Source organism: Frateuria aurantia DSM 6220 (genome assembly GCF_000242255.2).
GTDB lineage: Bacteria > Pseudomonadota > Gammaproteobacteria > Xanthomonadales > Rhodanobacteraceae > Frateuria > Frateuria aurantia.
On sequence record NC_017033.1, the window covers coordinates 148,276 to 168,951 of the forward strand.

18 protein-coding genes are annotated in these 20,676 nt (G+C 64.3%); 10 read left to right on the top strand and 8 right to left on the bottom strand.

All coding sequences use genetic code 11. From position 1 onward, the window contains the following. Window positions 1-17: 17 nt before the first annotated feature. The gene (locus FRAAU_RS00645; RefSeq protein ID WP_014401634.1) at window positions 18-404 is read right to left on the bottom strand and encodes an HU family DNA-binding protein; all 387 of its coding nucleotides are present in this window, start codon (window positions 402-404) and stop codon (window positions 18-20) included. Window positions 405-545: 141 nt separating this feature from the next. Here FRAAU_RS00645 and FRAAU_RS00650 point away from each other — a divergent pair, with 141 nt between their 5' ends. Then, complete coding sequence (locus FRAAU_RS00650; RefSeq protein WP_014401635.1) at window positions 546-1,088, top strand: DUF2058 domain-containing protein; 543 nt, start codon at window positions 546-548, stop codon at window positions 1,086-1,088. Between the two features lie 76 nt (window positions 1,089-1,164). Here FRAAU_RS00650 and FRAAU_RS00655 read toward each other — a convergent pair whose 3' ends face one another. From FRAAU_RS00655 to FRAAU_RS00665, 3 genes are all read right to left on the bottom strand, one after another. Continuing rightward, window positions 1,165-2,151, bottom strand: coding sequence for an aldo/keto reductase (locus tag FRAAU_RS00655; RefSeq protein ID WP_014401636.1), 987 nt, complete (start codon window positions 2,149-2,151; stop codon window positions 1,165-1,167). 171 nt (window positions 2,152-2,322) lie between these two features. After that, window positions 2,323-3,345 carry a ribonucleotide-diphosphate reductase subunit beta gene (locus tag FRAAU_RS00660; protein WP_014401637.1) on the bottom strand — a complete coding sequence of 341 codons (1,023 nt, stop codon included), beginning with the start codon at window positions 3,343-3,345 and terminating at the stop codon, window positions 2,323-2,325. A gap of 265 nt (window positions 3,346-3,610) precedes the next feature. Beyond that, window positions 3,611-6,061, bottom strand: a complete 2,451-nt coding sequence (locus tag FRAAU_RS00665; RefSeq protein WP_014401638.1) for a ribonucleoside-diphosphate reductase subunit alpha — start codon at window positions 6,059-6,061, stop codon at window positions 3,611-3,613. 284 nt (window positions 6,062-6,345) lie between these two features. Here FRAAU_RS00665 and FRAAU_RS00670 point away from each other — a divergent pair, with 284 nt between their 5' ends. The 4 genes from FRAAU_RS00670 to FRAAU_RS00685 are packed head-to-tail and all read left to right on the top strand — an operon-like array spanning window position 6,346 to window position 10,094. Then, a complete protein-coding gene (locus FRAAU_RS00670) occupies window positions 6,346-8,055 on the top strand; it encodes an AMP-binding protein (protein ID WP_014401639.1) in 1,710 nt (569 codons plus the stop codon). 10 nt (window positions 8,056-8,065) lie between these two features. Next, on the top strand, window positions 8,066-8,419 hold the full coding sequence (bufA2, locus tag FRAAU_RS00675; RefSeq protein WP_245546417.1) for a BufA2 family periplasmic bufferin-type metallophore: 354 nt from the start codon (window positions 8,066-8,068) through the stop codon (window positions 8,417-8,419). Then, the gene (gene bufB / locus FRAAU_RS00680; RefSeq protein WP_014401641.1) at window positions 8,416-9,300 is read left to right on the top strand and encodes an MNIO family bufferin maturase; all 885 of its coding nucleotides are present in this window, start codon (window positions 8,416-8,418) and stop codon (window positions 9,298-9,300) included. Before bufA2 ends, bufB begins: the two co-directional genes overlap by 4 nt. Beyond that, window positions 9,297-10,094: an HvfC/BufC N-terminal domain-containing protein gene (locus FRAAU_RS00685; protein ID WP_014401642.1), complete on the top strand. Its 798-nt coding sequence runs from the start codon at window positions 9,297-9,299 to the stop codon at window positions 10,092-10,094. Before bufB ends, FRAAU_RS00685 begins: the two co-directional genes overlap by 4 nt. A gap of 10 nt (window positions 10,095-10,104) precedes the next feature. On the opposite strand, the gene FRAAU_RS17360 is transcribed toward FRAAU_RS00685, so the two are convergent. Beyond that, complete coding sequence (locus FRAAU_RS17360) at window positions 10,105-10,848, bottom strand: ZIP family metal transporter (RefSeq protein ID WP_014401643.1); 744 nt, start codon at window positions 10,846-10,848, stop codon at window positions 10,105-10,107. A gap of 78 nt (window positions 10,849-10,926) precedes the next feature. Between FRAAU_RS17360 and FRAAU_RS16270 the strand changes: the two genes are divergently transcribed. Genes FRAAU_RS16270 through FRAAU_RS00705 form a run of 3 tightly spaced genes read left to right on the top strand, consistent with a single transcriptional unit; the run spans window position 10,927 to window position 14,322 of the window. Continuing rightward, a complete protein-coding gene (locus FRAAU_RS16270) occupies window positions 10,927-12,261 on the top strand; it encodes a M23 family metallopeptidase (RefSeq protein ID WP_014401644.1) in 1,335 nt (444 codons plus the stop codon). A gap of 20 nt (window positions 12,262-12,281) precedes the next feature. Beyond that, the gene (locus FRAAU_RS00700; protein WP_014401645.1) at window positions 12,282-13,079 is read left to right on the top strand and encodes a CDP-diacylglycerol diphosphatase; all 798 of its coding nucleotides are present in this window, start codon (window positions 12,282-12,284) and stop codon (window positions 13,077-13,079) included. Between the two features lie 10 nt (window positions 13,080-13,089). Beyond that, window positions 13,090-14,322, top strand: a complete 1,233-nt coding sequence (locus FRAAU_RS00705; protein ID WP_014401646.1) for a phospholipase D-like domain-containing protein — start codon at window positions 13,090-13,092, stop codon at window positions 14,320-14,322. Window positions 14,323-14,377: 55 nt separating this feature from the next. Here FRAAU_RS00705 and FRAAU_RS00710 read toward each other — a convergent pair whose 3' ends face one another. The 3 genes from FRAAU_RS00710 to FRAAU_RS00720 form a co-directional block, all read right to left on the bottom strand. After that, a complete protein-coding gene (locus FRAAU_RS00710; RefSeq protein WP_014401647.1) occupies window positions 14,378-16,450 on the bottom strand; it encodes a S46 family peptidase in 2,073 nt (690 codons plus the stop codon). A gap of 96 nt (window positions 16,451-16,546) precedes the next feature. Then, the gene (gene zapE / locus FRAAU_RS00715; RefSeq protein ID WP_014401648.1) at window positions 16,547-17,668 is read right to left on the bottom strand and encodes a cell division protein ZapE; all 1,122 of its coding nucleotides are present in this window, start codon (window positions 17,666-17,668) and stop codon (window positions 16,547-16,549) included. An 82-nt stretch (window positions 17,669-17,750) separates the two neighbouring features. Beyond that, on the bottom strand, window positions 17,751-18,434 hold the full coding sequence (locus tag FRAAU_RS00720; RefSeq protein WP_041270306.1) for an alpha/beta hydrolase: 684 nt from the start codon (window positions 18,432-18,434) through the stop codon (window positions 17,751-17,753). 40 nt (window positions 18,435-18,474) lie between these two features. Between FRAAU_RS00720 and FRAAU_RS00725 the strand changes: the two genes are divergently transcribed. After that, complete coding sequence (locus tag FRAAU_RS00725) at window positions 18,475-19,104, top strand: acyl carrier protein phosphodiesterase (protein ID WP_014401650.1); 630 nt, start codon at window positions 18,475-18,477, stop codon at window positions 19,102-19,104. A 263-nt stretch (window positions 19,105-19,367) separates the two neighbouring features. Beyond that, window positions 19,368-20,633, top strand: a complete 1,266-nt coding sequence (locus FRAAU_RS00730) for an efflux RND transporter periplasmic adaptor subunit (protein ID WP_014401651.1) — start codon at window positions 19,368-19,370, stop codon at window positions 20,631-20,633. Window positions 20,634-20,676: the final 43 nt, after the last annotated feature.

Here is a 20,676-nt window from a genome sequence, read left to right on the forward strand (position 1 = left end):
ACCCGCTGACGCCGTGCTTACAGGGCGGCATCCTTGAGCTTCTTGAACGGGCGCACCTTGACCTTGACGGTGGCCGGCTTCGCCGCGAAGACCTTCTCTTCCTTGGTGAAGGGGTCAATGCCCTTGCGCTTGGGCTTGGCCGGCACCTTGGTCGCGGTCACCTTGAACAGGCCGGGCAGGGAGAAGCTGCCGGCACCGCGCTTGCTGACCGAGCCCAGCATGACGTCTTCCAGGGCGGCTATCACGGACTTGACGTCCTTGTTGGCCAGGCCGGTGGTTTCTGCCAGATGGGTGACCAGACCGGCCTTGGTCAGGACTTCCTTGACCGGCTTGACCGCGACGGTCTTGGTGGCAGCGGCCGGTTTGGGCGCGACGGTTTTGGTGGCGGTCTTCTTCGGGGGCATAAAATTCTCGGTAAGTGGTGGTGAAGTGCCTGGCGGCGTGATGACTTTGATGCCAAAAACGGCGAAGTGCAAGGCTTCAGCCATGAAATGCGGCGGGTTACACTGGATCATCCATTACAACGAGTCACCGGGCGTCGATCTATGCGCAACCCACTGCAGGAACAATTGTTGAAAGCCGGCCTGGTCAAGAAAGGCAAGGTGGCCCAGGTGGTGCGCGATCAGAACAAGCAGCGGCAGGGCAAGGCCAAGCCGCCGGCCGATGCGGCGCCAGGGGTGGATGTGGCCGCGCTGCAGGCCGAGCGGGCGGCACGTGACCGGGCACTGGCGGCCGAGCGCAATGCCGAGGCCAGGGCGGCCGAGGTGCGGGCCCAGCTGCGCCAGTTGATCGAGCATCATCGCGTCAAGCATGCCGGGGAGCTGGCTTATCGCTTCAGTGACGGCAACGCGATCAAGACCCTGTGGATCGATGCCGCACTGCGGCCGCAGCTGGCCGCCGGCCAATTGCTGATCGCGCGGTTGGACGAGAACTACGTGCTGGTGCCCCGGGCCGCGGCTGACAAGATCCGCGAACGGGATCCCGCCGCCATCGTGCTGGATCACAAGGCGACGACGGCAGCGCCTGAAGCCGGCTCGGATGACGAGTACTACGCGCGGTTCGAAGTGCCCGACGATCTGGTCTGGTAAGCCCCGCCGGCCGTTTCAAGGCCGGCGGGGCCGCGATGGCGAGCTTCTCTATGAGCCGCCATCGCGGAACAACGCCTTACAGTGGCGGCGCCATGAAGCTGGGCGCCACCGGTTCGGGGACATGCCGTTGCAGGATGGCATCGATGGCCTGCAGGGTCTCGGCATCCAGCGGTGAGGCTTCGATATCGCCGACCGGGTCCAGCTGGTCGGGACGGCGAGCGCCCCACAGGGCGATGGTCGGCCCCTGAGCCAGGATCCAGCGTACGGCCAGGCCCAGCACAGTGGTATCCAGCCGGGTTCTGGCCAGCTGCTTCAGCTCTTCGACCGCGGCCAGATAGGCCGCGAAATGCGGTGCCTGGAACTTGGGGTCGATATTGCGCAGGTCATCGCCGTCGAAGCGGGTATCGGCATGCATGCGGCCGGTCAGCAGGCCGCGGCACAGCGCGCCGTAGCACAGCAGGACCAGATCATGCTGTTTGGCATAGGGGAGCACGTCGGCCTCGATTTCGCGCTCGAACAGATTGTACGGAGGCTGGGCCGCGACCAGGGGGGCGGCCGAGCGGAAGATATCCATCTGCTCAAGCGAGAAATTGCTGACGCCGATGGCGCGGATCTTGCCGGCCTGGTGCATGGCTTCCAGGGCGCGGGCGGTTTCCTCGATCGGGGTGCGAGGATCGGGCCAGTGGATCTGGTACAGATCGATCACGTCGGTCTTGAGACGACGCAGGGATTCATCCAGCTCCTGCTGCAGACGTGCCGGGCTGGAGTCACGATAGGGGCGGGACTCGCCGGGCTTGAAGGACAGGCCGGCCTTGGTCGCGATCAAGGCCTTGCTGCGCAGTCCGTCGATGGCCAGTGCCTTGCCGATGATCTCTTCGGAACGGCCCTCGCCATAGGCCGGGGCCGTATCGATCAGATTGATGCCTTGATCCAGAGCCTTGTGGATGGTGGCGATCGACTCGGCTTCGTCGGTGCCGCCCCACATCCAGCCGCCGATGGCCCAGGTGCCCAGCCCGATGCGCGAGCTGTGGATGCCGGTCTGGCCCCATGAGATGGTTTGCATGATGCGCTCCTCTGTCGAAAAAACGGGGGCGGACACAAAGCGTGTCGCGTCCGCCGCAAGCTCAGGAGCCCCACCTTAGGGGATGCCGGTGGCAGGATAAAGCCCAGACGCCGGGTGACGGAACGACGCGGTCTGCAGTGTCATCGTCCTGTTCGGATGTCTGGACGTCTATCAGAAATCCATGTCGAAGGCGACTTCGCCCTGGGTGCCGACCTGGTAGGCGGTGACGCGGCGCTCGAAGAAGTTGGTCAGTTCCTGCACGTCCTGCAGTTCCATCCACGGCAGCGGATTGCTGACGTTGTACTTCGGTGCCATGCCCAGCCGGCGGAAGCGATCATCGGCGCAGTACTCCAGATACTGGCGCATCATCTTCGGGGTGAAGCCCATCACGCCCAGACCCAGCACGTCATCGGCAAAGGCGGTTTCGCACTGGATGGCCTCTTCCAGCATCTCGTAGACCTGGGCTTCCAGTTCGGCATCGAACAGATCCGGCTCCTGCTCGCGGACGGTCTTGACCACGTCGAAGGCGAACTCCATATGGCAGCTCTCGTCGCGGAACACCCAGTTGGTGCCCGAGGCCAGACCCGGCAGCAGACCCTTGTCGCGCAGATAATAGACATAGGAGAAGGCGCCGTAGAAGAACAGGCCCTCGATGCAGGCGGCGAAGCAGATCAGGTTCAGCAGGAACTGCTTGCGGTCGGCCTTGCTCTCGAGACGATGCAGGTTCTGCACCGAGTCGATCCACTTGAAGCAGAAATCGCCTTTCTTCTTGATGGACGGAATGTTCTCGATCGCGGCGAAAGCCTTCTGGCGTTCGTTGATATCGGGAATGTAATTGTCCAGCAGGGTCAGATAGAACTGGATGTGCAGGGCTTCTTCATACAGCTGGCGCGACAGGTACATTCGCGCTTCGGGTGCATTGATGTGCTGGTACAGGTTCAGTACCAGATTGTTGGCCACGATGGTGTCGCCGGTGGCGAAGAAGGCGACCAGCCGGTAGATGAGGTGACGCTCGGCGTCATTCATCTTGCTGTGCAGGTCGGAGATATCGATCTGGAAATTGATCTCTTCCACCGTCCAGGTGTTCTTGATGCCGTTCTTGAACATCTCGAAATACTGGGGGTATTTCATCGGCCGCAGGGTCAGCTCGAAGCCGGGATCGAGAATATGGGAATGGGGAGTGCTGGATGACATGATGATCTCGCGTATTCAGGAAAACGGACACATGGATGGCCGATGTGTCCGTTCGCCGCCGGCTCTGCATCGGCGTGGTGGCTGCGAACGTGGCGTACGGCCGGACGGTTCGACTCGTGCCAGGACCCTGCGCTTGGCAGCGGTTCCGGCGGAGATTGACGCGGGACAGTCATCCGGAGGGGTCCGGCTTCCATCCCGCCTGAAACTGTATCTGGAGACTTCGGCTTTCCGCCGCCAGCAGCGGAAAGCCGGGTCCGATCGGATCTTACTGACAGGCCTCGCAGTACTCGGGATTCTCCAGCGAGCAGAACACCGCGGCCTCGGCCTGCTGCTGATCAGCGGCAGGTGCAGCCGGTACCGGTGCCTGGTTCTGGCCGCCCATGCCGACCGTGGTCTTGGCGATCTTGGTGGCCGGGCGCGAACGCAGGTAATACGTGGTCTTCAGGCCGGACTTCCAGGCGTACATGTACATCGAACTGAGCTGGCCGATGTTCGGATTTTCCATGAACAGGTTCAGCGACTGGCTCTGGTCGATATAGGCGCTGCGGGCGGCGGCCAGTTCGATCAAGGCCTTCTGCGGCAGCTCCCAGGTGGTGCGATAGATCAGGCGCAGCCGCTCGGGGATCGCCATGATGCCCTGGATCGAGCCTTCGGCCAGCTTGATCTGGTCGCGGATCTCGGCGGTCCACAGGCCCAGCGCCTTCAGCTCGTTGGACAGGTAGCGGTTCACCACCAGGAAGTCGCCGGACAGGGTTTCGCGCTTGAACAGGTTGGACACCTGCGGTTCGATGCACTCGTAGCAGCCGGCGATGGAAGCGATGGTGGCCGTCGGCGCGATCGCGATCAGCAGCGAGTTGCGCAGACCGTGCTGCTTGATCTTTTCGCGCAGCGCGTCCCAGCGGGCGGTGTCGGCCTGGCTGGCCTTGGGCCAGTAGTCGAACTGCAGCTCGCCGTTGGCGGCACGGGTTTCCGGGAAACCGGGATGGGCACCGTCCTGTTCGGCGATCTCGCAGGACTGGGCCAGGGCGTGGTAGTAGATTTCCTCGGAGATGCGGCTGGACAGATCCAGCGCTTCGGGGCTGTCGAAGGCCAGACGCAGCTTGAAGAACACGTCCTGCAGACCCATCAGACCCAGGCCGACCGGTCGCCATTTGCGGTTGGCCACGGCGGCGGTATCGATCGGGTAGAAGTTCAGGTCGATGACGCGGTTCAGCTGACGCACGGCGGTGCGCACGGTGGTCCCCAGCTGTTCGAAGTTGAAGACGCCGTCCTGCACATGACGGGACAGATTGACCGAACCCAGATTGCAGACCGCGGTTTCCTGAGCGTTGGTCACTTCCAGAATCTCGGTGCACAGATTGGAGAGGTGGATCACGTTCTCCGGCCGGGCGGTCTGGTTGCTGGTGGCGTTGGCACGGTCCTTGAATGTCATCCAGCCGTTGCCGGTCTGGGCCAGGGTCCGCAGCATGCGGGCATACAGATCGCGGGCCTTGACGGTCTTCACGGCCAGGCCTTCGGCCTCGGCCTTGCGATAGGCCGCCTCGAAGGTCTCGCCCCAGGTATCGACGAAGTGGGGCACGATCTTGGGATCGAACAGCGACCAGTTGCCGTCGGTCTCGACGCGGCGCATGAACTCGTCCGGCACCCAGTTGGCCAGGTTCAGGTTGTGGGTGCGGCGCTCGTGGTCACCGGTGTTGTCGCGCAGCTCGAGGAATTCCTCGATGTCGGCATGCCAGGTTTCCAGGTAGACGCAGGCCGCGCCCTTGCGCTTGCCGCCCTGGTTGACCGCGGCCACCGAGGCGTCCAGCGTCTTCAGCCAGGGTACCAGGCCGTTGGAATGGCCATTGGTGCCACGGATCAGCGAGCCGCGCGAACGCACCCGCGAGTAGGCCAGACCGATGCCGCCGGCGAACTTGCTGAGCTTGGCCACGTCGGCGTACTTGTCGTAGATCGATTCCAGCGAATCGGTCGGCGAGTCCAGCAGAAAGCAGGACGACAGCTGTTCGTGGGTGGTACCGGCATTGAACAGGGTCGGCGAACTGGCCAGATATTCCAGCGAGGACAGCAGACGATACAGTTCCAGGGTTTCGCCGATATCGCCGCCACCCAGCGCGCAGGCGATGCGCATAAAGAAGTAGGTGGGGGTTTCCAGCACCAGCCGGCTCTGCGGATGGCGCAGCAGGTAGCGGTCGTAGACGGTGCGCAGGCCGAAGTATTCGAAGCGGCGGGTGGTGTCCAGATCGATGGCGTCATTCAGCTTGCGGGCATGCAAGGCCACGAAGTCACGCAGGCGATCATTGAGAATGCCCAGCTCGACACCACGGGCCACCGACTGCGAAAAGCTCTGGATTTCCTGGCCGCTGACTTCCTTGTCGATAAAGGCGCCCAGCAGACGGGCAGCGAGCTGCCCGTATTCGGGTTCTTCCGAGGTCAGCGCGGCGGCGGTGCGGATCGACAGCTGATCCAGCTCCTTGGTGGTGGCGCCATCGTACAGGCCGCCGATGGTCTTCAGTGCGACCCGCATCGGATCGACGGCATGCAGGCCGTCGGCGCTGCGGGTGACGGCCTTCACGATCTTGTTGACATCGACCAGCTCGGTGACACCGCTGCGCTTGGTGATGCGCATCTGGCCCGGATTGTGCGGGGCGGTCAGATGAAACTCGGGCGCGTCGGTCTCGTCGCTGGAGGAGGGGACCGGGGTATCGAGGGGCTGCATGCGGGCGTGACTCCTGGCCAATTCGGGCTGTGCTCCCTAGTGGAGCTTGGTGTGGACTGAAGTGGGCAGCCCTTCGGCGTACCCATGCCGACCTGGCCGCCGGCTGCGTCAGGTCAAGTTGTAGATCAAACCCAACAGTTTGGGCAAGACCTGACATATTAACCCAAGGGGTTGTGGTTGAGTATTCTTGACAATCGTCGCAGCTGCAATAGCGAACTGCTGTGGCTCTGCCGCTGTGGCGCTCCCTGACTGCACGGATGAGGTGATGCAGCTATGCTTGAGGCATGACGACAGCCATACCGATTGCCAACGCCTTGAGCTATGTCCACGGGGCCTCATCACAGCCGCTGCTGGGCGAGACCATCGGCGCCTTGTTGCGGCGGGTCGCGCAGACCTTCCCGCAGCGCCCGGCCCTGGTCGTATGTGATCAGCAGGTGCGGATGAATTATCGGCAGTTCGATGCCGAAGTGCAGCATGTGGCGGCGGGACTGCTGGCGCTGGGCCTGGAGCCGGGGGAGCGGATCGGGATCTGGGCGCCGAACCGGGCCGAATGGGTGCTGCTGCAGTTCGCCACCGCCCGCGCCGGCCTGATCCTGGTCAATATCAATCCGGCCTATCGGGCCCATGAGCTGGAATACGCGATCAACAAGGTCGGTTGCCGGGCACTGGTGCTGCCCCGCCGCTTCAAGTCCTCGCATTATCTGCAGATCCTCGATGATCTGATCCCGGAACGACATGAATCGCGTCCGGGCGAGCTGCAGTCCCGGCGTCTGCCCGCTCTGCGCGAGCTGATCCTGCTGGATGAGCAGCCCGAGCCGGGCATGCGGCGCTGGTCGGAGCTGCGGGTGCTGGCCGACGAGGCCGCGCTGAGCCGGCTGGCCGAAGTGGAATCCGGCCTGGATTTCGACGATCCGGTGAATATCCAGTTCACTTCCGGCACGACCGGCGCGCCCAAGGGCGCGACCCTGACCCATCACAATATCGTCAACAACGGTTTCTTTATCGGCGAGGCCATGCAGCTCACGGAGGCCGACCGGCTGTGTATTCCGGTGCCGTTCTATCACTGCTTCGGCATGGTGCTGGGCAATATGGCGGCGGTTACCCACGGCGCCTGCATGGTGATTCCCGGCGAGGGTTTCGACGTGCTGGCGACCCTGCAGGCCGTGGCCGCCGAGCGTTGCACCGCCTTGCATGGGGTGCCGACCATGTTCATTGCCGAGCTGGAGCATCCGCGTTTTCACGAGTTTGACCTGTCCAGCCTGCGCACCGGCATCATGGCCGGCTCGACCTGCCCGATCGAGGTGATGCGCCGGGTCGTCAATGAAATGCATATGCGCGATATCACCATCGCTTACGGCATGACCGAGACCAGCCCGGTCAGCTTCCAGAGCATCCCTGCCGATCCGCTGGCCCGACGGGTGGAGAGCGTGGGCCGGGTCCACCCGCATCTGGAGGTCAAGCTGGTGGACGAGCTCGGCCATATCGTGCCGCGCGGGGTGCCGGGCGAACTGTGCACCCGCGGCTATTCGGTGATGCTCGGCTACTGGGACGACAGGATCCGTACCGCCGAGGCGATCGACCGCGGCGGCTGGATGCATACCGGCGATCTGGCGGTACTGGACGATGAGGGTTACGCGCGTATCGTCGGCCGGCTCAAGGACATGATCATTCGTGGTGGCGAGAACATCTATCCGCGAGAGATCGAGGAGTTCCTGTATACCCATCCGGCGATCAAGGATGTGCAGATCTTCGGCGTGGCCGATCAGCGTTTCGGCGAGCAGGTCTGTGCCTGGATCCAGCTGCGCGAGGGCTGCACCACGTCGGTGGAGGAGCTGCAGCATTACTGCCGCAGGCACATCGCCTATTACAAGGTGCCGCACCATATCCGCTTCGTGGACAGCTTCCCCATGACGGTGACCGGCAAGGTCCAGAAGTATCTGATGCGCGAGACGATGGAGCGCGAGCTGAAGCCGGCTGAAACCGTGGACGGTTGACGATGCTGGCATGACTTGTCCCGCAGGGGCGGTCATCCGATCATGGCGGCGGGCCGATCCGGTCCTGTGGATGAAGGGTGCAGCGACGATGGGCCATGGCAAACAGATGATCAACGGAGTGGCGCTGGCTACGGCGATGGCCGGCCTGCTGGCGGCGACGGTACCGTCGGTGGCGGCGGCGAGTCCGGCCACGATCAAGTGCGAGCACTCCAATGCCTGCAAGGGCCAGAGCGCGTGCGCCACGGCCAGAAACGGCTGTCAGGGCCAGAACAGCTGCAAGGGCCAAGGCTATACCCTGCAGAAGTCCAAGGCTGATTGCGAGGCGGCCCAGGCCGCGGTGAAGTCCAAGCCTGGCGGCAAGTGAACCCTGGTCCGGTCCGGCTGCCGGGGCTGGGCTTTGGCCTGGGTTTGCGGCCGCCGCATTACGAGGCCTTGCTGGGACGTCCGCTGGAGGCCGAAGACCGCCGGTGGTCACGGCCACGGGTGGACTGGCTGGAAATCATCAGCGAGAACCACCTGCGTGCCGGCGGTCGTCCGGCGGCATGGCTGGAGGCCTTGCGTGCCGACTATCCGATGGCGATGCATGGCGTGTCGCTGTCGATCGGCGGCACGGATCCGCTGGACCTCGACTATCTCGATGACCTGCGCCAGCTGGCCGACCGGCTGGAGGTGGCCTGGGTTTCCGACCATCTGTGCTGGACCGGGGTGGATGGCATCAAACTGCATGATCTGCTGCCCTTGCCGTTGACCGGGGCAACGCTGCAGCATGTGGCGGAGCGGGTGGCCCGGGTCCAGGATCGCCTGCAGCGCCGGCTTGTGCTGGAAAATGTTTCCAGCTATCTCCGTTGCGGGCAGGATCAGTATGGCGAGCACGAGTTTCTTGCCGCGCTGGCCACGCGGGCCGATTGCCTGCTGTTGCTGGACCTCAACAATATCGTGGTCAGCAGTCATCATGGCGGCATCCGCCCCGGGGATTATCTGCAGGCGATGCCGGTCGATCGCGTGCAGCAGTTTCATCTGGCCGGCCAGGTCGCCGGCCAGAGCGTGAAGATCGATACCCATGACGGCGCCGTCAGTGCGCCGGTATGGGAGCTGTATGTACAGGCACTGCAACGATTCGGGCCGATCTCCACGCTGCTGGAGCGCGATGCGCGGATTCCGCCACTGGCCGAGCTGGTGCAGGAGCTGGACCAGGCTCGCCGGATCGCGGCCCGGGCCGATGCCGCCCAGAGGCCCGGTGCATGACGGGGCTGCTGGAATGGCAGCGTGCGCTGCAGGCGCATATTCTGGATGGGGGTATGACGGTGAGCGGGCTGCTGGCCACGGATACCGATCAGACCACGGGGCTGGACATTTATGTCGAAGCCTATCGAAACCGCCTGCTGGAGGCGCTGACCAGTCTATATCCGGGTTTGCAGGCGCTGGCCGGTGACACGGTCCTGTTGCGGTTCATTGCCGAGCATCCGCCACGGGTGGCCAATCTGCGCTGGTACGGCGGGGCCCTGGCCGAATGGCTGCGCAGCCGCAAGCCTCCATGCCCCGCCGTCTGGCCTGCCATGGCCGAGCTGGAGTGGGCGCTGGCCATGGTGTACGAGGCCGGGGATGTTGCGTTGGCGCATCGCGGGGATCTGGCCGGATTGCCTGCCATCGACTGGCCGCGGCTGGTATTGCGGCCAGTGCCGGGCTGGCGCCTGCTGCGGCTGCCTGCAGATCTGGTCGCGCGACGTCACCTGTTGCTGGATGGCCTGGCGGCGGGCGATCTGATCCCGGCCGGACCGGTTGTGGCGGAGCGTGACGGTGTCTTGCCGTTCTGGGTGATATGGCGTCAGGGGCTGGTGGTGCAGCAGTGTGTGCTGGGGACTGAAGAGGCGGTGCTGGCGCAGGCCCTGCAGGATGGCGAATCCCTGGCGCGGCTGTGCGAGCGACTGGCCTGCTTGCATCCGGCTCGGGAAGTGCCTGCCCGGTTGCTGGGCTGGATCGAGTTGTGGCTGGGACAGGCCTGGCTGGGCGCGATCGAGCTGCCCCCGCACCCGGCCTGAGCGGATCGGCTCAGCCGACCGTGGCCTTGAGCAGCCACATCGCGGCAGCGCCGATGCAGGTGCCGCCCCACAGGGGCCGGCTGGTATGTCGTGCCGTGGAACGCTGCACCGCGGGAATGATGTCGATGCAGACCAGGTACACGGTGGCGCCTGCAGCGAAGGCCAGTACCGCGCCCAGCAGATAATCGGGCAGGTGGCTCAAGGCCACGCCGGCAAGTGCACCGATCGGTACCCCGATGGTGGTCATCAGCGAGCGCACGAAAGCCTGACGTGGCGTGTAGCCGGCACCGATCAGAACCCCGGCATTGGCGATCTCGCGCGGCAGTTCGTGCAGCAGAATGGCGGCGGCCACCATCAGGCCGACATGCTCGTTGACCGCGAAACTGCTGCCGATCACCAGCCCGTCAACGGTATGGTGAAAGGCATCGTTGAACAGGTCCATGTAACCCAGGCTGGAAATCGAGGTCTGCGGGCGATGCCGGTCCAGCAGATGTTCCAGACCCAGTGAAAGCAGCAGGCCCAGCAGCATGGCTTCACCCAGATATTCCGGGCTCAGATGATGGTGCCCGGCTTCAGGCAGCATATGCAGCAGTGCATCGCCAAGCAGCAGGCCGGCCGCCAGCGACTGCAGCCAGGGCAGGCACCGCTGGAGGCGGACCGGCCGGACCCCGACCAGACTGCGGGTGCATAGTGCGGCAGCTGTCACGGCAAGGCTGGTCAGCAAAACGTCCTTGAAATCGACCGCCTGCACCATGGTATAGTCACACGTTGATATCTCGATGTTATATTGTAACATCAATACTTGAACGGTGTGAACGTTGAGGGTTGTGGCATGAAGCAGGTGGTGTGGGGCACGGTACTGTTGCTGGCGTCCGGATGGTGTCAGTCGCAGGCGGCCGAACCCGGTCCTTCCTGCACGGTCCGGCAAGTCACCATTCCGACAGGCAGCGATGCGATTCACAGCATGCGCCAGGTCGGTGTCGACCGACATCAGTTCATGACCTGGTTCCGCCATGCCGGCCGCAGCATGCGCCATTCGCTGCGGCGATTGCGGCCCGGCGAGAGTCTGGATGTCTGCCTGCGCGACAATGGCGATCTGCAGTCCCTGCAGCCGACTCCCAGGTCCGGTCATGCCGCCGCTCGTCAGCCGTCCGGCGGCGACAAGCGTTTCGCGGGCGTCGTCGCGCGGATCTGGTCGCACCAGGAGGCAGTGGCGGGCTTTGCCGGAGTGACCGCCTCGGTCTGGCCGGGATCGCTGGCGCAAGCCGGATTCAAGGGTGTGCAAGGCTCGGTCCGCACCGTGATGTTGGCCGATACCCCGGCCAAGGCACGGGCTTCCGCGGCCGCCACCGCGGTGGCCAGCACCCGGATCGCGGATGCCGTCGGCCATGCGCAGCTGCGCACCACCGAACTCAAGACCGGTCATCTGCTGAAGCGCGAGCTGGCGCACTACCTGGGCAACCATCTGGTGGTGGCGGCGCTGGCCGACTACGTGCATCAGCAATGGCATCTCCCGTCGCGTCTGCCCAAGGGCAGCCTGTGCACGGTGGCGATGCGGCCGGGCAAGGGTGACAGCAAGCATTTGCAGCTGGCCTATCTGCAGGTCGATTACCGCGGGCACCGGCACCGGGTCTATCACTATGTGGATGCCAAGGGGCATCAGTATGTGGTGGGATCCCGCGGCGAGGGGTATCGCGTGGTAGCGCCGGCACAGCCGGTCCGCTATACCCGGATCTCCTCGGGCTGGGGCTGGCGGATCCAGCCGGTGCTGGGCGGCAATGAGTTCCACCATGGCATCGATTATGCGGCGCCGGCGGGGACGCCGATCCGGGCCAGTATGGACGGCGTCGTCGAGATATCGGGCTGGCACGGCAACTACGGCCGCCTGGTCGAAATTCGTCACACCGCGGGGGTCAGCACCCGTTACGGCCATCTGCGAGGTTTCGCCGCCAACGTCCATGTCGGCAGCCATGTGCATCGCGGTGAGGTGATCGGTTATGTCGGCGCCAGCGGGCTGTCGACCGGGCCGCACTTGTATTACGAAATCTGGCAGCGTGGCCAGCGGATCAATCCGTTGACCCACAAGGCCTTGATGGTCGCGAGCAGTCTGCCGGCCTCCGAGCGGATCGCCTTCGACCGTTATGTCGATCAGCAGGCGATGCGCTGAGCCCGATGAGCACGTTTGCGATGAGCCGGAGAAGCGTCTGGCGACATGGGCTGGGTCTGGGCCTGCTGCTGGCGGCATTGACGGTCTGGCCGCAGTGGGGGCATGCCGAGAATCCCTCCCAGTTGTGGTTGTTGCTGCAACGCTGCGCCGTGCAGGCCAAGGCCGGGCATCAGCCACCGCTGCCGTGCGCACGAGTCAGCGGCACGCCGGGCGCGCCGGACAGTTACGCGGTGCTGAAGGACCGGGACGGAAAGGCCCAGTATCTGCTGCTGCCGATGCAGCGTACTTCCGGCCTGGAAGCCGCCTCGCTGATCAAGCCCCAGGCGCACAATTTCCTGGCGGATGCCTGGGCCTTGCGGGACCAGGTCTCGGCCGCGGCCGACGCGGCTTTGCCACGTCAGGCTTTCGGTCTGGTCATCAATTCGGCCTACGGCCGCTCGCAGAACCAGCTGCATATCCACGCCGACTGCATGCAGCCCTGGCTGGTGCGGCGACTGGCCGACCCGGCCTTGAGTCGCGGTGAAGACTGGCAGTCCATCGATCTGCCACTGGATGGCGCCATCCGTCATTTCCAGTTGCGCTGGCTGCCCGGTGAGCAACTGAGCGTCAATCCGTTCAGGCTGCTGGCGGAGCATCTGTCGGCAGGCGACGACATGGCCAGTCACAGTCTGGTCTTGATCGGCGGGTATGATCCGCGGCATCGACCGGGCTTTTTCCTGCTGAGCGGGCATCACGATGCCGCGACCGGTGACTCGGCGAATGCCGATCGGCTGCAGGATCTGGCTTGTCATATCGTTGCATCCCTCCCTTCACACTGAGCGTGTTTTCATGAAGCAGTTTCTGGTCCACCGCCTGTGCCTGACGACTCTGGGCGTGGCGGGGCTGCTGGCCTCGGCCGGTCTTTGCGCCCATTCCGAATTCGAACTGGTGCACACCGTACCTGTGCATGCGGGGCTGGCAACCCCGGATCTGGCCGAGCCGGTCAAGGTCTGGTGCGATCTGTTCGACCAGGCCAGGCACAGCATCGATCTGGGCCAGTTCTATGCCAGCGCCGGGCCCACCGGCAGCCGGCTGGATACCGTGCTCAAGCACCTGGAAGCGGCCGGCCGGCGTGGCGTGAAGATCCGTTTCCTGCTGGAGGCCAAGGGGCTGCGGATGTCCGATCCGGCGACGATTGCCCGGCTGAAGGCGATTCCGAACCTGGAATTCCGGACTCTGGATTATTCGAAGCTGACCGGCGACAGCATCATCCACGCCAAGTACATGGTGATCGATGGCCGCCTGGCTTACGTCGGCAGCCAGAATTTCGACTGGCGTTCGCTGGAGCATATCCACGAGACGGGCGTGCGGATCGACGATGCGACGATGGCCGCCCAGGTCCAGGCCATCTTCGACCAGGACTGGGCCGCCCAGGCCGAGGTGGCCGCCGGCCACGCGGTGGCGCCGTTGAATCGCGCCGAAGTCCGGGCGGACATCAGCCGGCCTGCTTTTCTGGTCGCCAGTCCCAATGCCTACAACCCGGCCGGCATCGGTGATTCGCAGCAGGCTCTGGTGGATCTGCTGGCCCAGGCCAAAAAGGAAGTGCGCGTGCAGGTGTTGACCTATGCGCCGCTGGAGTATGCCGTCAAGGGGCCGCGCCAGTTCTATCCGGTGATCGACAACGCCCTGCGGGCTGCGGCCCAGCGCGGGGTCAAGGTCAAGCTGATGGTCTCGTCCTGGAATACGGGCAAGCCGGCCATCGGTTATCTGAAGAGTCTGGCGGTGCTGCCCAATGTCGAGGTCCGGGTCGTGACCCTGCCGCAGGATCCCTCCGGCTTCATCCCTTTTGCCCGGGTGATCCATACCAAGACCATGGAGATCGACGACCAGATCGCCTGGATCGGCACCAGCAACTGGGAAGGCGGCTATATGGACAAGTCCCGCAATCTGGAAGTGGTGCTGCGTGATCCGGCCATGGCGGCGCGGATCGACCAGCTGCACCAGCAGTTGTGGAATTCCAGCTACGCCCGGCCCGTCGACGTGAACGAGGATTATCCGCGACCGCATCCGGGCACGCCCTGAAGCCACGGATATGGACGCGAAAAGGCCGGGAGGTGACTCCCGGCCTTTTCGCGCTTTACAGCTTGCCGTTGTCCAGTTCCCTGGCCAGTCGCGGCAGGTGGTAGACCTTGTCGATGGCCTGCTCCAGGAGAGCGGTGTCCACCGCAACGGCCCGGTTCTGGCGGCCGTCGTACTGGAAATTGCCGCCCAGCGAGTGGATATTGCCATCGAAGATCAGGCCGACGGCATGACCGTTCTGGTCGATCACCGGGCTGCCGGAGTTGCCGCCGATGATGTCATTGTCGGTGACAAAGTCCATCGGGGTGGCCGGATCCAGCGCGGCCCGGGCTTTCAGCCAGCTGTCCGGCAGCTGGTAGGGCGCGGCACCGGTAGCCCGCCGGTACAGGCCGGCGATATCGGTGAAGGGTGCGACCGGCTTGCCGGCTTCGTTCCAGCCGACCACCTTGCCGAAGCTGAGGCGCGGACTGAAGGTGGCATCCGGATAGCTGTTCGCGCCATCACGGGCGAAGCGGGCCTGGGCGATGGCTTCGCTGGCCTGGGTGACCGGGGCGACGACCTCGTCTTCATATTGCTTGCGCAGTGCACGGGCCTGCGGATCGATCTGGCGGGCCAGCACGATCATCGGGTCGGTGCTGGCCGCAATGGCGGCGGCACCGCCTTGCCACAGCTTTTCGCGATAGGCGGGGTCACTCAGGCGACTGCCGGTCAGCAGGGCCTGGGCCTTCTGCTCCGGCGACTGCCGGCCCAGCACTTCATGAACGAAGGGGGCATCGCTGCCCAGCCGTTGGCGCATCTTTTCCAGCGACCAGGCCAGGGTGGTTTCGTCGTAGTCCCGGTCATAGGCGGCGGTAGAGGCGACGGCCTGCTGCAGGGCCGGCAGATTGGCATCGCGGTAGGCCGGCAGGCGCTCGGCATCGGGTTTCTGCCGTTCCGCGGCCGCGCGCACCAAGGTCCGGGCCTGCTTGAACAGGCTGGAGGCAAAGCCGCTGCCGGCTTCGATCACGCTGTAAGGCGTCGCCAGTTCATGGCTGCGGTCTTCGGCCTGCTGCAGGGTGGCCCAGGGATCGCCGAAGCGCTGGCGACGGCCGGCATCGGCGGCGATCCATTCGCGCAGGTCCTGATCCTGGACCTGTTTGCGGTGGGCAAAGGCGGGGTCATTCAGGGTTTCCAGCCAGCCGCCGTAGACTTTCAGTGAATTGTCCAGGCCGAACAGGGTGTCGTCGGCGGCCGTGGCCTGCTGGCTGCCACGGCGACTGTAGTCCCACAGCACGCCGCGCATCTCCGAGAGGCGGCCCCAGGCCGGGATCAGCTGGTTGTCGCGCATGGCCTGCAGCGCGGTCCAGGGCGTTTCGCGCTGGGTCGAGCCGGGATTGCCGACCACGAAAGTCAGCTGACCGGCCTTGGGGCCCTGCGGGCTGAATTTGAGGAATTTCGGGGTGGACGCGGGCTTGCCGTCGACATAGGCACGGAAAAAGGTGACATCCATGTCGTAGCGCGGAAAATTGAAGTTGTCCGGATCGCCTCCGAAGAAGGCGATACCTTGTTCGGGTGCGAATACCAGCCGCACGTCCTGATAGCGGCGGTAGCGATACAGTGCATAGCGGCCGCCGTGATACAGGCTGACCACGTCGCAGCGCCACTGGCTGGCATGGCCGGCAATGCATTCCTGTTCGATCCGGCTGTCGATGGCGCGGATCGCGGCCATTCGTGCCGCGCCATGGGTGCCGGCGGTGGCGGCATTGACCCGGGCGGTGACGTCGGTGATCGCGTCCAGCTGGTTGATTTCCATGGTCGGGCACTTGGCTTCGTCTTCGCGACGATCCGCGACAAAGCCATCATCCATGTAATTTCTGCCCTTGCCCGAGAGCTGGGACAGGCAGCCGTTGGCACAATGGTGATTGGTCATCACCAGACCATTGGCGGAGACAAAGGAGCCGGAGCAGCCTTCGGCCAGCCTGACCGAGGCATGCTGGACCAGATCGATCCACTGCGCGCTGGGCGTGAAGCCGTAACGCTGCTGGATCTGCTGCACCGGCAGATGATCCAGGGTCCACATCCCCTCATCACCCATGGCCGTTCCGGATATGCCGGCCAGCAGGGCAAGCATGCCGCCTGTCAGGTATTTCATCGATGACTCCGCGCTCTGTATGAGATGTTATAATATTACATCTGGATGGCAGGCAAAGGGGCCGGAAGTCATGCTGCCAGCGGCCGCCGGACAGGCTCAATCGACCCGGTGCGGCAGCTCCAGATAGGCCTCGCTCTGCATCTCGATAAGCCGCGACTGGGTACGGCCGAACTCGGCCTGCAGCCGTTCGCCGCGGTACAGGTCAGTGATCGGGGCCTCGGCCGAGATCACCAGCTTCACATGCCGGTCGTAGAATTCATCGATCAGGCTGATGAAGCGGCGTGCCGCATCGTCAGTGCTGCCGTCGAACACCGGGACCGAGGCCAGGATCACTTCCGGGCTGGATTTGGCCAGGGCGATATAGTCGGCGACCGAACGGGGGCCTTCGCACAGGGCGGGAAAATCGAACCACAGCATGCCGGCGGCCTGTTTGCGCAAGGGCACAGGCCGGCCGAGGATCTCCAGACTGCCGCCTTCGCGGACTTCACCGTCGGCCTGGCTGGCGAAGATCCGTTCCAGTTCCCGCTCGGCATCGGCATCGGCCGGGGTCAGCCACACCGGGGCCTGCTGCAAGGCCCGCAGGCGCCAGTCGCGCGGAGAGACCATTTCGTGGACATGGCAATGCGCTTCCAGCAAGGCGATCGCAGGCAGGAACCGGGCTCGTTGCAGACCTTCCCGATACAGGTCCGGCGGGGCGGTATTGGAGGTGGTGACCAGGGTCAGACCACGCTCGAACAAGCCTTGCAGCAAGCCGGAGAGAATCATTGCGTCACCGATGTCGTGGACCAGAAACTCGTCCAGGCAAAGCACCCGGCAGCGGGCGGCGATACCGGCGGCTACCTGGACCAGGGGGTCACGCTGGCCGTCGAGCTCGCGCAGGCGATCCTGCACTTCGGCCATAAAGCGGTGGTAGTGCCGGCGAATCACCTGAGCGGGCGGCAGACTGGCCACCAGCAGGTCCATCATGAAGGTCTTGCCGCGACCCACGCTGCCCCACAGGTACAGGCCGGGAATCTGTGCGGGGCCACCGTTGATCGCCCGTTGCAGCCGGCCCAGCAGACCCGGACGGGGGGGCGGGATGTCCCGGCACGCCTGCCAGATCCGGTCGAATTCGGGCATCACCTTCAGCTGGACGGGATCGAGTTCCCACTGGCCGGTGGCGGCACCTTGTTCATAGCGGAGGCCGGGGGCCAGATCCTTCGACAATTGCTCGGTCATCACTCAGAGGCAGGCGGCTGGAACATATCCATGACCGCGACAGGATAACGCATGCCCGGCTCCGGCGCGGGGCCGTCCCGGTTCAGGTCGTAGCGACGGCGGGCCAGGGCAGGGCGGCGGCCTGCAGTTCGCGGCGCAGATCCAGCAGCTTGCCGTGGAAGAAATGTCCGGTATCCGGCAGCCGGACCAGGCTGGGGGACGACGGCAGTCGATCGATCCAGGCATGGACGGCGGTCGGATCAACGATTTCGTCCTGATCGCCCTGAATCACCCACCACGGGCATCCGGGCAGGGCGATGTCCTCGAAGGGCCAGCGTCCGACCGGGGGGGCCACGCTGATCAGGGCGTCGGCGGCCAGTCGCCGAGCATTGCGGATCGAGACATAGCTGCCGAAGGAAAACCCTGCCAGCCAAAGGGCATCATCGGGTCGGCTGGCGCGGACCCAGTTGACGACGGCAGCCAGATCATCGCCCTCGCCGTTGCCGTCGTCATAGGCACCAGCCGACTCGCCGACGCCACGGAAATTGAACCGTACCGTGGCCAGCCCGCGCTCGCGCAGACTGCGTTCCAGCATCGTCACCACCTTGTTCTGCATGGTGCCGCCCTGCAGTGGATGCGGATGGCAGATCACGGCTGTGGCCGCGGCCCGGGCATGGGGAGCGGCCTGCTGCGCGAGGACCTGCAACGGCCCGCAGGGACCGTCCAGCAGCAGCGTGGTGGCGGTTTCCGGGAAGGGAGGCAGGCGCGCAGGCTGTGGCATAGTCATGGTTGCGATGATACGCCAAGCGGACATGAGGAGCTGGCCTGTGAATTTTCTGGCGCACGCCGTGCTGGCCGGGCCAGACCCCTGGTTGCGGCTGGGCGGCTTTCTGGGCGATTTCGTGCACGGGTCCCCAGCGCCGGCATGGCCGCTCGGGCTGCAACGGGGTGTGCGTCTGCATCGTGCCATCGATGGCTTTACTGATCGTCATCCGTCTGTGGTCGAGGCGCGTAACAGTTTTGTCGCGCCGTATCGTCGCTTCGCCGGGATCGGACTGGATATCTGGTTTGACCACTGTCTGGCTCTGGATTTTTCGCGCTGGACCGGACAATCGCTGGCGGAATACTCGCTGGAGCTTGAGGCGCTGCTGTGCAGCCACGATGCTTGGCTGACGCCAGAGCTGCGCCGGTTTCGGGCCTATATGCAGGCGCATCATCTGCCGGCGGGCTATGCGGATCCGGTGGAGCTGCAGGCGGCCTTGAGCGGCATTTCGCGGCGTCTGCGTTTCGCCAACCCGTTGGCGGAAATGTTGCCGCAGTTGCAGATACGCTCGCAGGCCTTGCAGCCAGTGTTCGAGACCTTGTTCGGCGATCTGCAGGACTTTGCCCGGGAATGGCTTCAGGCTGATACATCTGGAGCCGTTGCGACTCCAGGGCAGATGCGGATTTCACGCTGAAAAGTTATTGTCGAAATAGCTGGTTATGATAGCTGCAGGGAAAGATCGGACGCTTGCCTGCCGGTGTCGGAACGGGAAGCCAGGCATCAAGTCGGCAGGGAGCCCCTGCCATGGGTCATGGTCTTCCCATGTCAACTGGCAGGGGCAAAAGGCGTTCAACTGCATCTATTCTCCATGCTGGGGGCCGGACTTCGTTCCGGCCCCGTTCTGGGGCGGGTCCGGGCGGCATATCGGATCGCTGTGCATATTTCTGGAGTGACTGCATGTCGCGTGTTTTGAAAATTGCGGTGATCCTCGTCATCGTTGTCGTTCTGGTTCTGGTCGGACTGCATTTCCTGCGGCCGGGCGGAGACCGGGCGGGTGGGATGCACCATGGCCACGGGCCGGCCAGCGCGGCATCCGCTACCGGCAAATCGGCAGGGGATGCGGGCGCCTCCGATCCTGTGCCGGTCACGGTGGAGTCGGTCAAGGCTCAGGACGTGCCGATCTATCTGGTCAACCAGGGCACGGTGACCGCGCTCAACTCGGTAACCATCCAGCCACAGATTTCCGGTCGACTGTTCAGTCTGCATTTTGCAGAAGGGCAGGCGGTCAAGAAGGGCGACCTGCTGGCCGTGATCGATCCGCGTCCCTATCAGGCAACGCTGGACCAGGACCTCGCCAAGACCTTGCAGGACCAGGCATCGCTGGATACGGCGATCAGCACCTATGAGCGCAACAAGAAGCTGCTCTCCAAGGGCTATGTCTCGGCCTTGAACATGGATACCTATACCAACAACGTGGCCCAGCTCAAGGCGACAGTGGCATCCGACAAGGCGGCGGTACAGTACGCCCGGGTGCAGCTGAGCTACACCCAGCTGCGCTCGCCCATCGATGGTATCGCCGGCATCCGCCAGGTCGATATCGGCAACCAGCTGACGACTTCCAGCGATATCGTGGTATTGACCCAGATCACGCCGATCTATGTGATCTTCACCTTGCCGGAGTCGACCCTGGACGATGTGCGGGGTGCCGCGCATGAAGGCCGGCTCGAGGTCAACGTCATGAACCGGGACAATACCGGTGTCCGTGCCAATGACGGCTATCTCGAGGTAGTGGACAACCAGGTTGCGACCGGGACCTCCACCTACAAGCTGCGTGCGGTATTCCCCAATACCCATGGCGAGCTGTGGCCGGGCGAATATGCCAATGTGCGATTGAAGGTGCGCACTGTCCATGACGGGCTGGTGATTCCCTCGCAGGCCGTGCAGCGCGGACCGGATGGCGACTATGTCTATCTGGTCCAGGCCGACAAGACAGTGAAGATGCAGTCGGTCACGGTGGGCAGCGAAGTCGGTGACAGCCATGTGCTGATCAACAAGGGCCTGGCCCTGAATGATGTGGTGGTGACCGAAGGTCAGTTCCGTCTGAAGCCGGGCAGCAAGGTCAATGCGATGCAGCCGGGTCAGGTGCCGGCGGCCCCGACCGCGGCCGAGCTGAAGAAGGCGGGTGCCGCGATGCATCGTGGCAGCCATGGTGGTCCGCACTAAGCCGGACCGATGACAGGAACCGCTGCACACGAGGTGCAGCGGC

What these genes read in the sequence shown, in the direction of transcription:
- FRAAU_RS00705 (WP_014401646.1), top strand. Translation starts at nt 13,090, where the DNA reads ATGAAGCAGTTTCTGGTCCACCGCCTGTGCCTGACGACTCTGGGCGTG.
- FRAAU_RS00685 (WP_014401642.1), top strand. Translation starts at nt 9,297, where the DNA reads ATGACGGGGCTGCTGGAATGGCAGCGTGCGCTGCAGGCGCATATTCTG.
- FRAAU_RS00700 (WP_014401645.1), top strand. Translation starts at nt 12,282, where the DNA reads ATGAGCCGGAGAAGCGTCTGGCGACATGGGCTGGGTCTGGGCCTGCTG.
- FRAAU_RS16270 (WP_014401644.1), top strand. Translation starts at nt 10,927, where the DNA reads ATGAAGCAGGTGGTGTGGGGCACGGTACTGTTGCTGGCGTCCGGATGG.
- FRAAU_RS00670 (WP_014401639.1), top strand. Translation starts at nt 6,346, where the DNA reads ATGACGACAGCCATACCGATTGCCAACGCCTTGAGCTATGTCCACGGG.
- FRAAU_RS00645 (WP_014401634.1), bottom strand. Translation starts at nt 404, where the DNA reads ATGCCCCCGAAGAAGACCGCCACCAAAACCGTCGCGCCCAAACCGGCC.
- FRAAU_RS00730 (WP_014401651.1), top strand. Translation starts at nt 19,368, where the DNA reads ATGTCGCGTGTTTTGAAAATTGCGGTGATCCTCGTCATCGTTGTCGTT.
- FRAAU_RS00720 (WP_041270306.1), bottom strand. Translation starts at nt 18,434, where the DNA reads ATGACTATGCCACAGCCTGCGCGCCTGCCTCCCTTCCCGGAAACCGCC.
- zapE (WP_014401648.1), bottom strand. Translation starts at nt 17,668, where the DNA reads ATGACCGAGCAATTGTCGAAGGATCTGGCCCCCGGCCTCCGCTATGAA.
- FRAAU_RS17360 (WP_014401643.1), bottom strand. Translation starts at nt 10,848, where the DNA reads ATGGTGCAGGCGGTCGATTTCAAGGACGTTTTGCTGACCAGCCTTGCC.
- FRAAU_RS00710 (WP_014401647.1), bottom strand. Translation starts at nt 16,450, where the DNA reads ATGAAATACCTGACAGGCGGCATGCTTGCCCTGCTGGCCGGCATATCC.
- FRAAU_RS00660 (WP_014401637.1), bottom strand. Translation starts at nt 3,345, where the DNA reads ATGTCATCCAGCACTCCCCATTCCCATATTCTCGATCCCGGCTTCGAG.
- FRAAU_RS00650 (WP_014401635.1), top strand. Translation starts at nt 546, where the DNA reads ATGCGCAACCCACTGCAGGAACAATTGTTGAAAGCCGGCCTGGTCAAG.
- FRAAU_RS00655 (WP_014401636.1), bottom strand. Translation starts at nt 2,151, where the DNA reads ATGCAAACCATCTCATGGGGCCAGACCGGCATCCACAGCTCGCGCATC.
- FRAAU_RS00665 (WP_014401638.1), bottom strand. Translation starts at nt 6,061, where the DNA reads ATGCAGCCCCTCGATACCCCGGTCCCCTCCTCCAGCGACGAGACCGAC.
- bufA2 (WP_245546417.1), top strand. Translation starts at nt 8,066, where the DNA reads ATGACTTGTCCCGCAGGGGCGGTCATCCGATCATGGCGGCGGGCCGAT.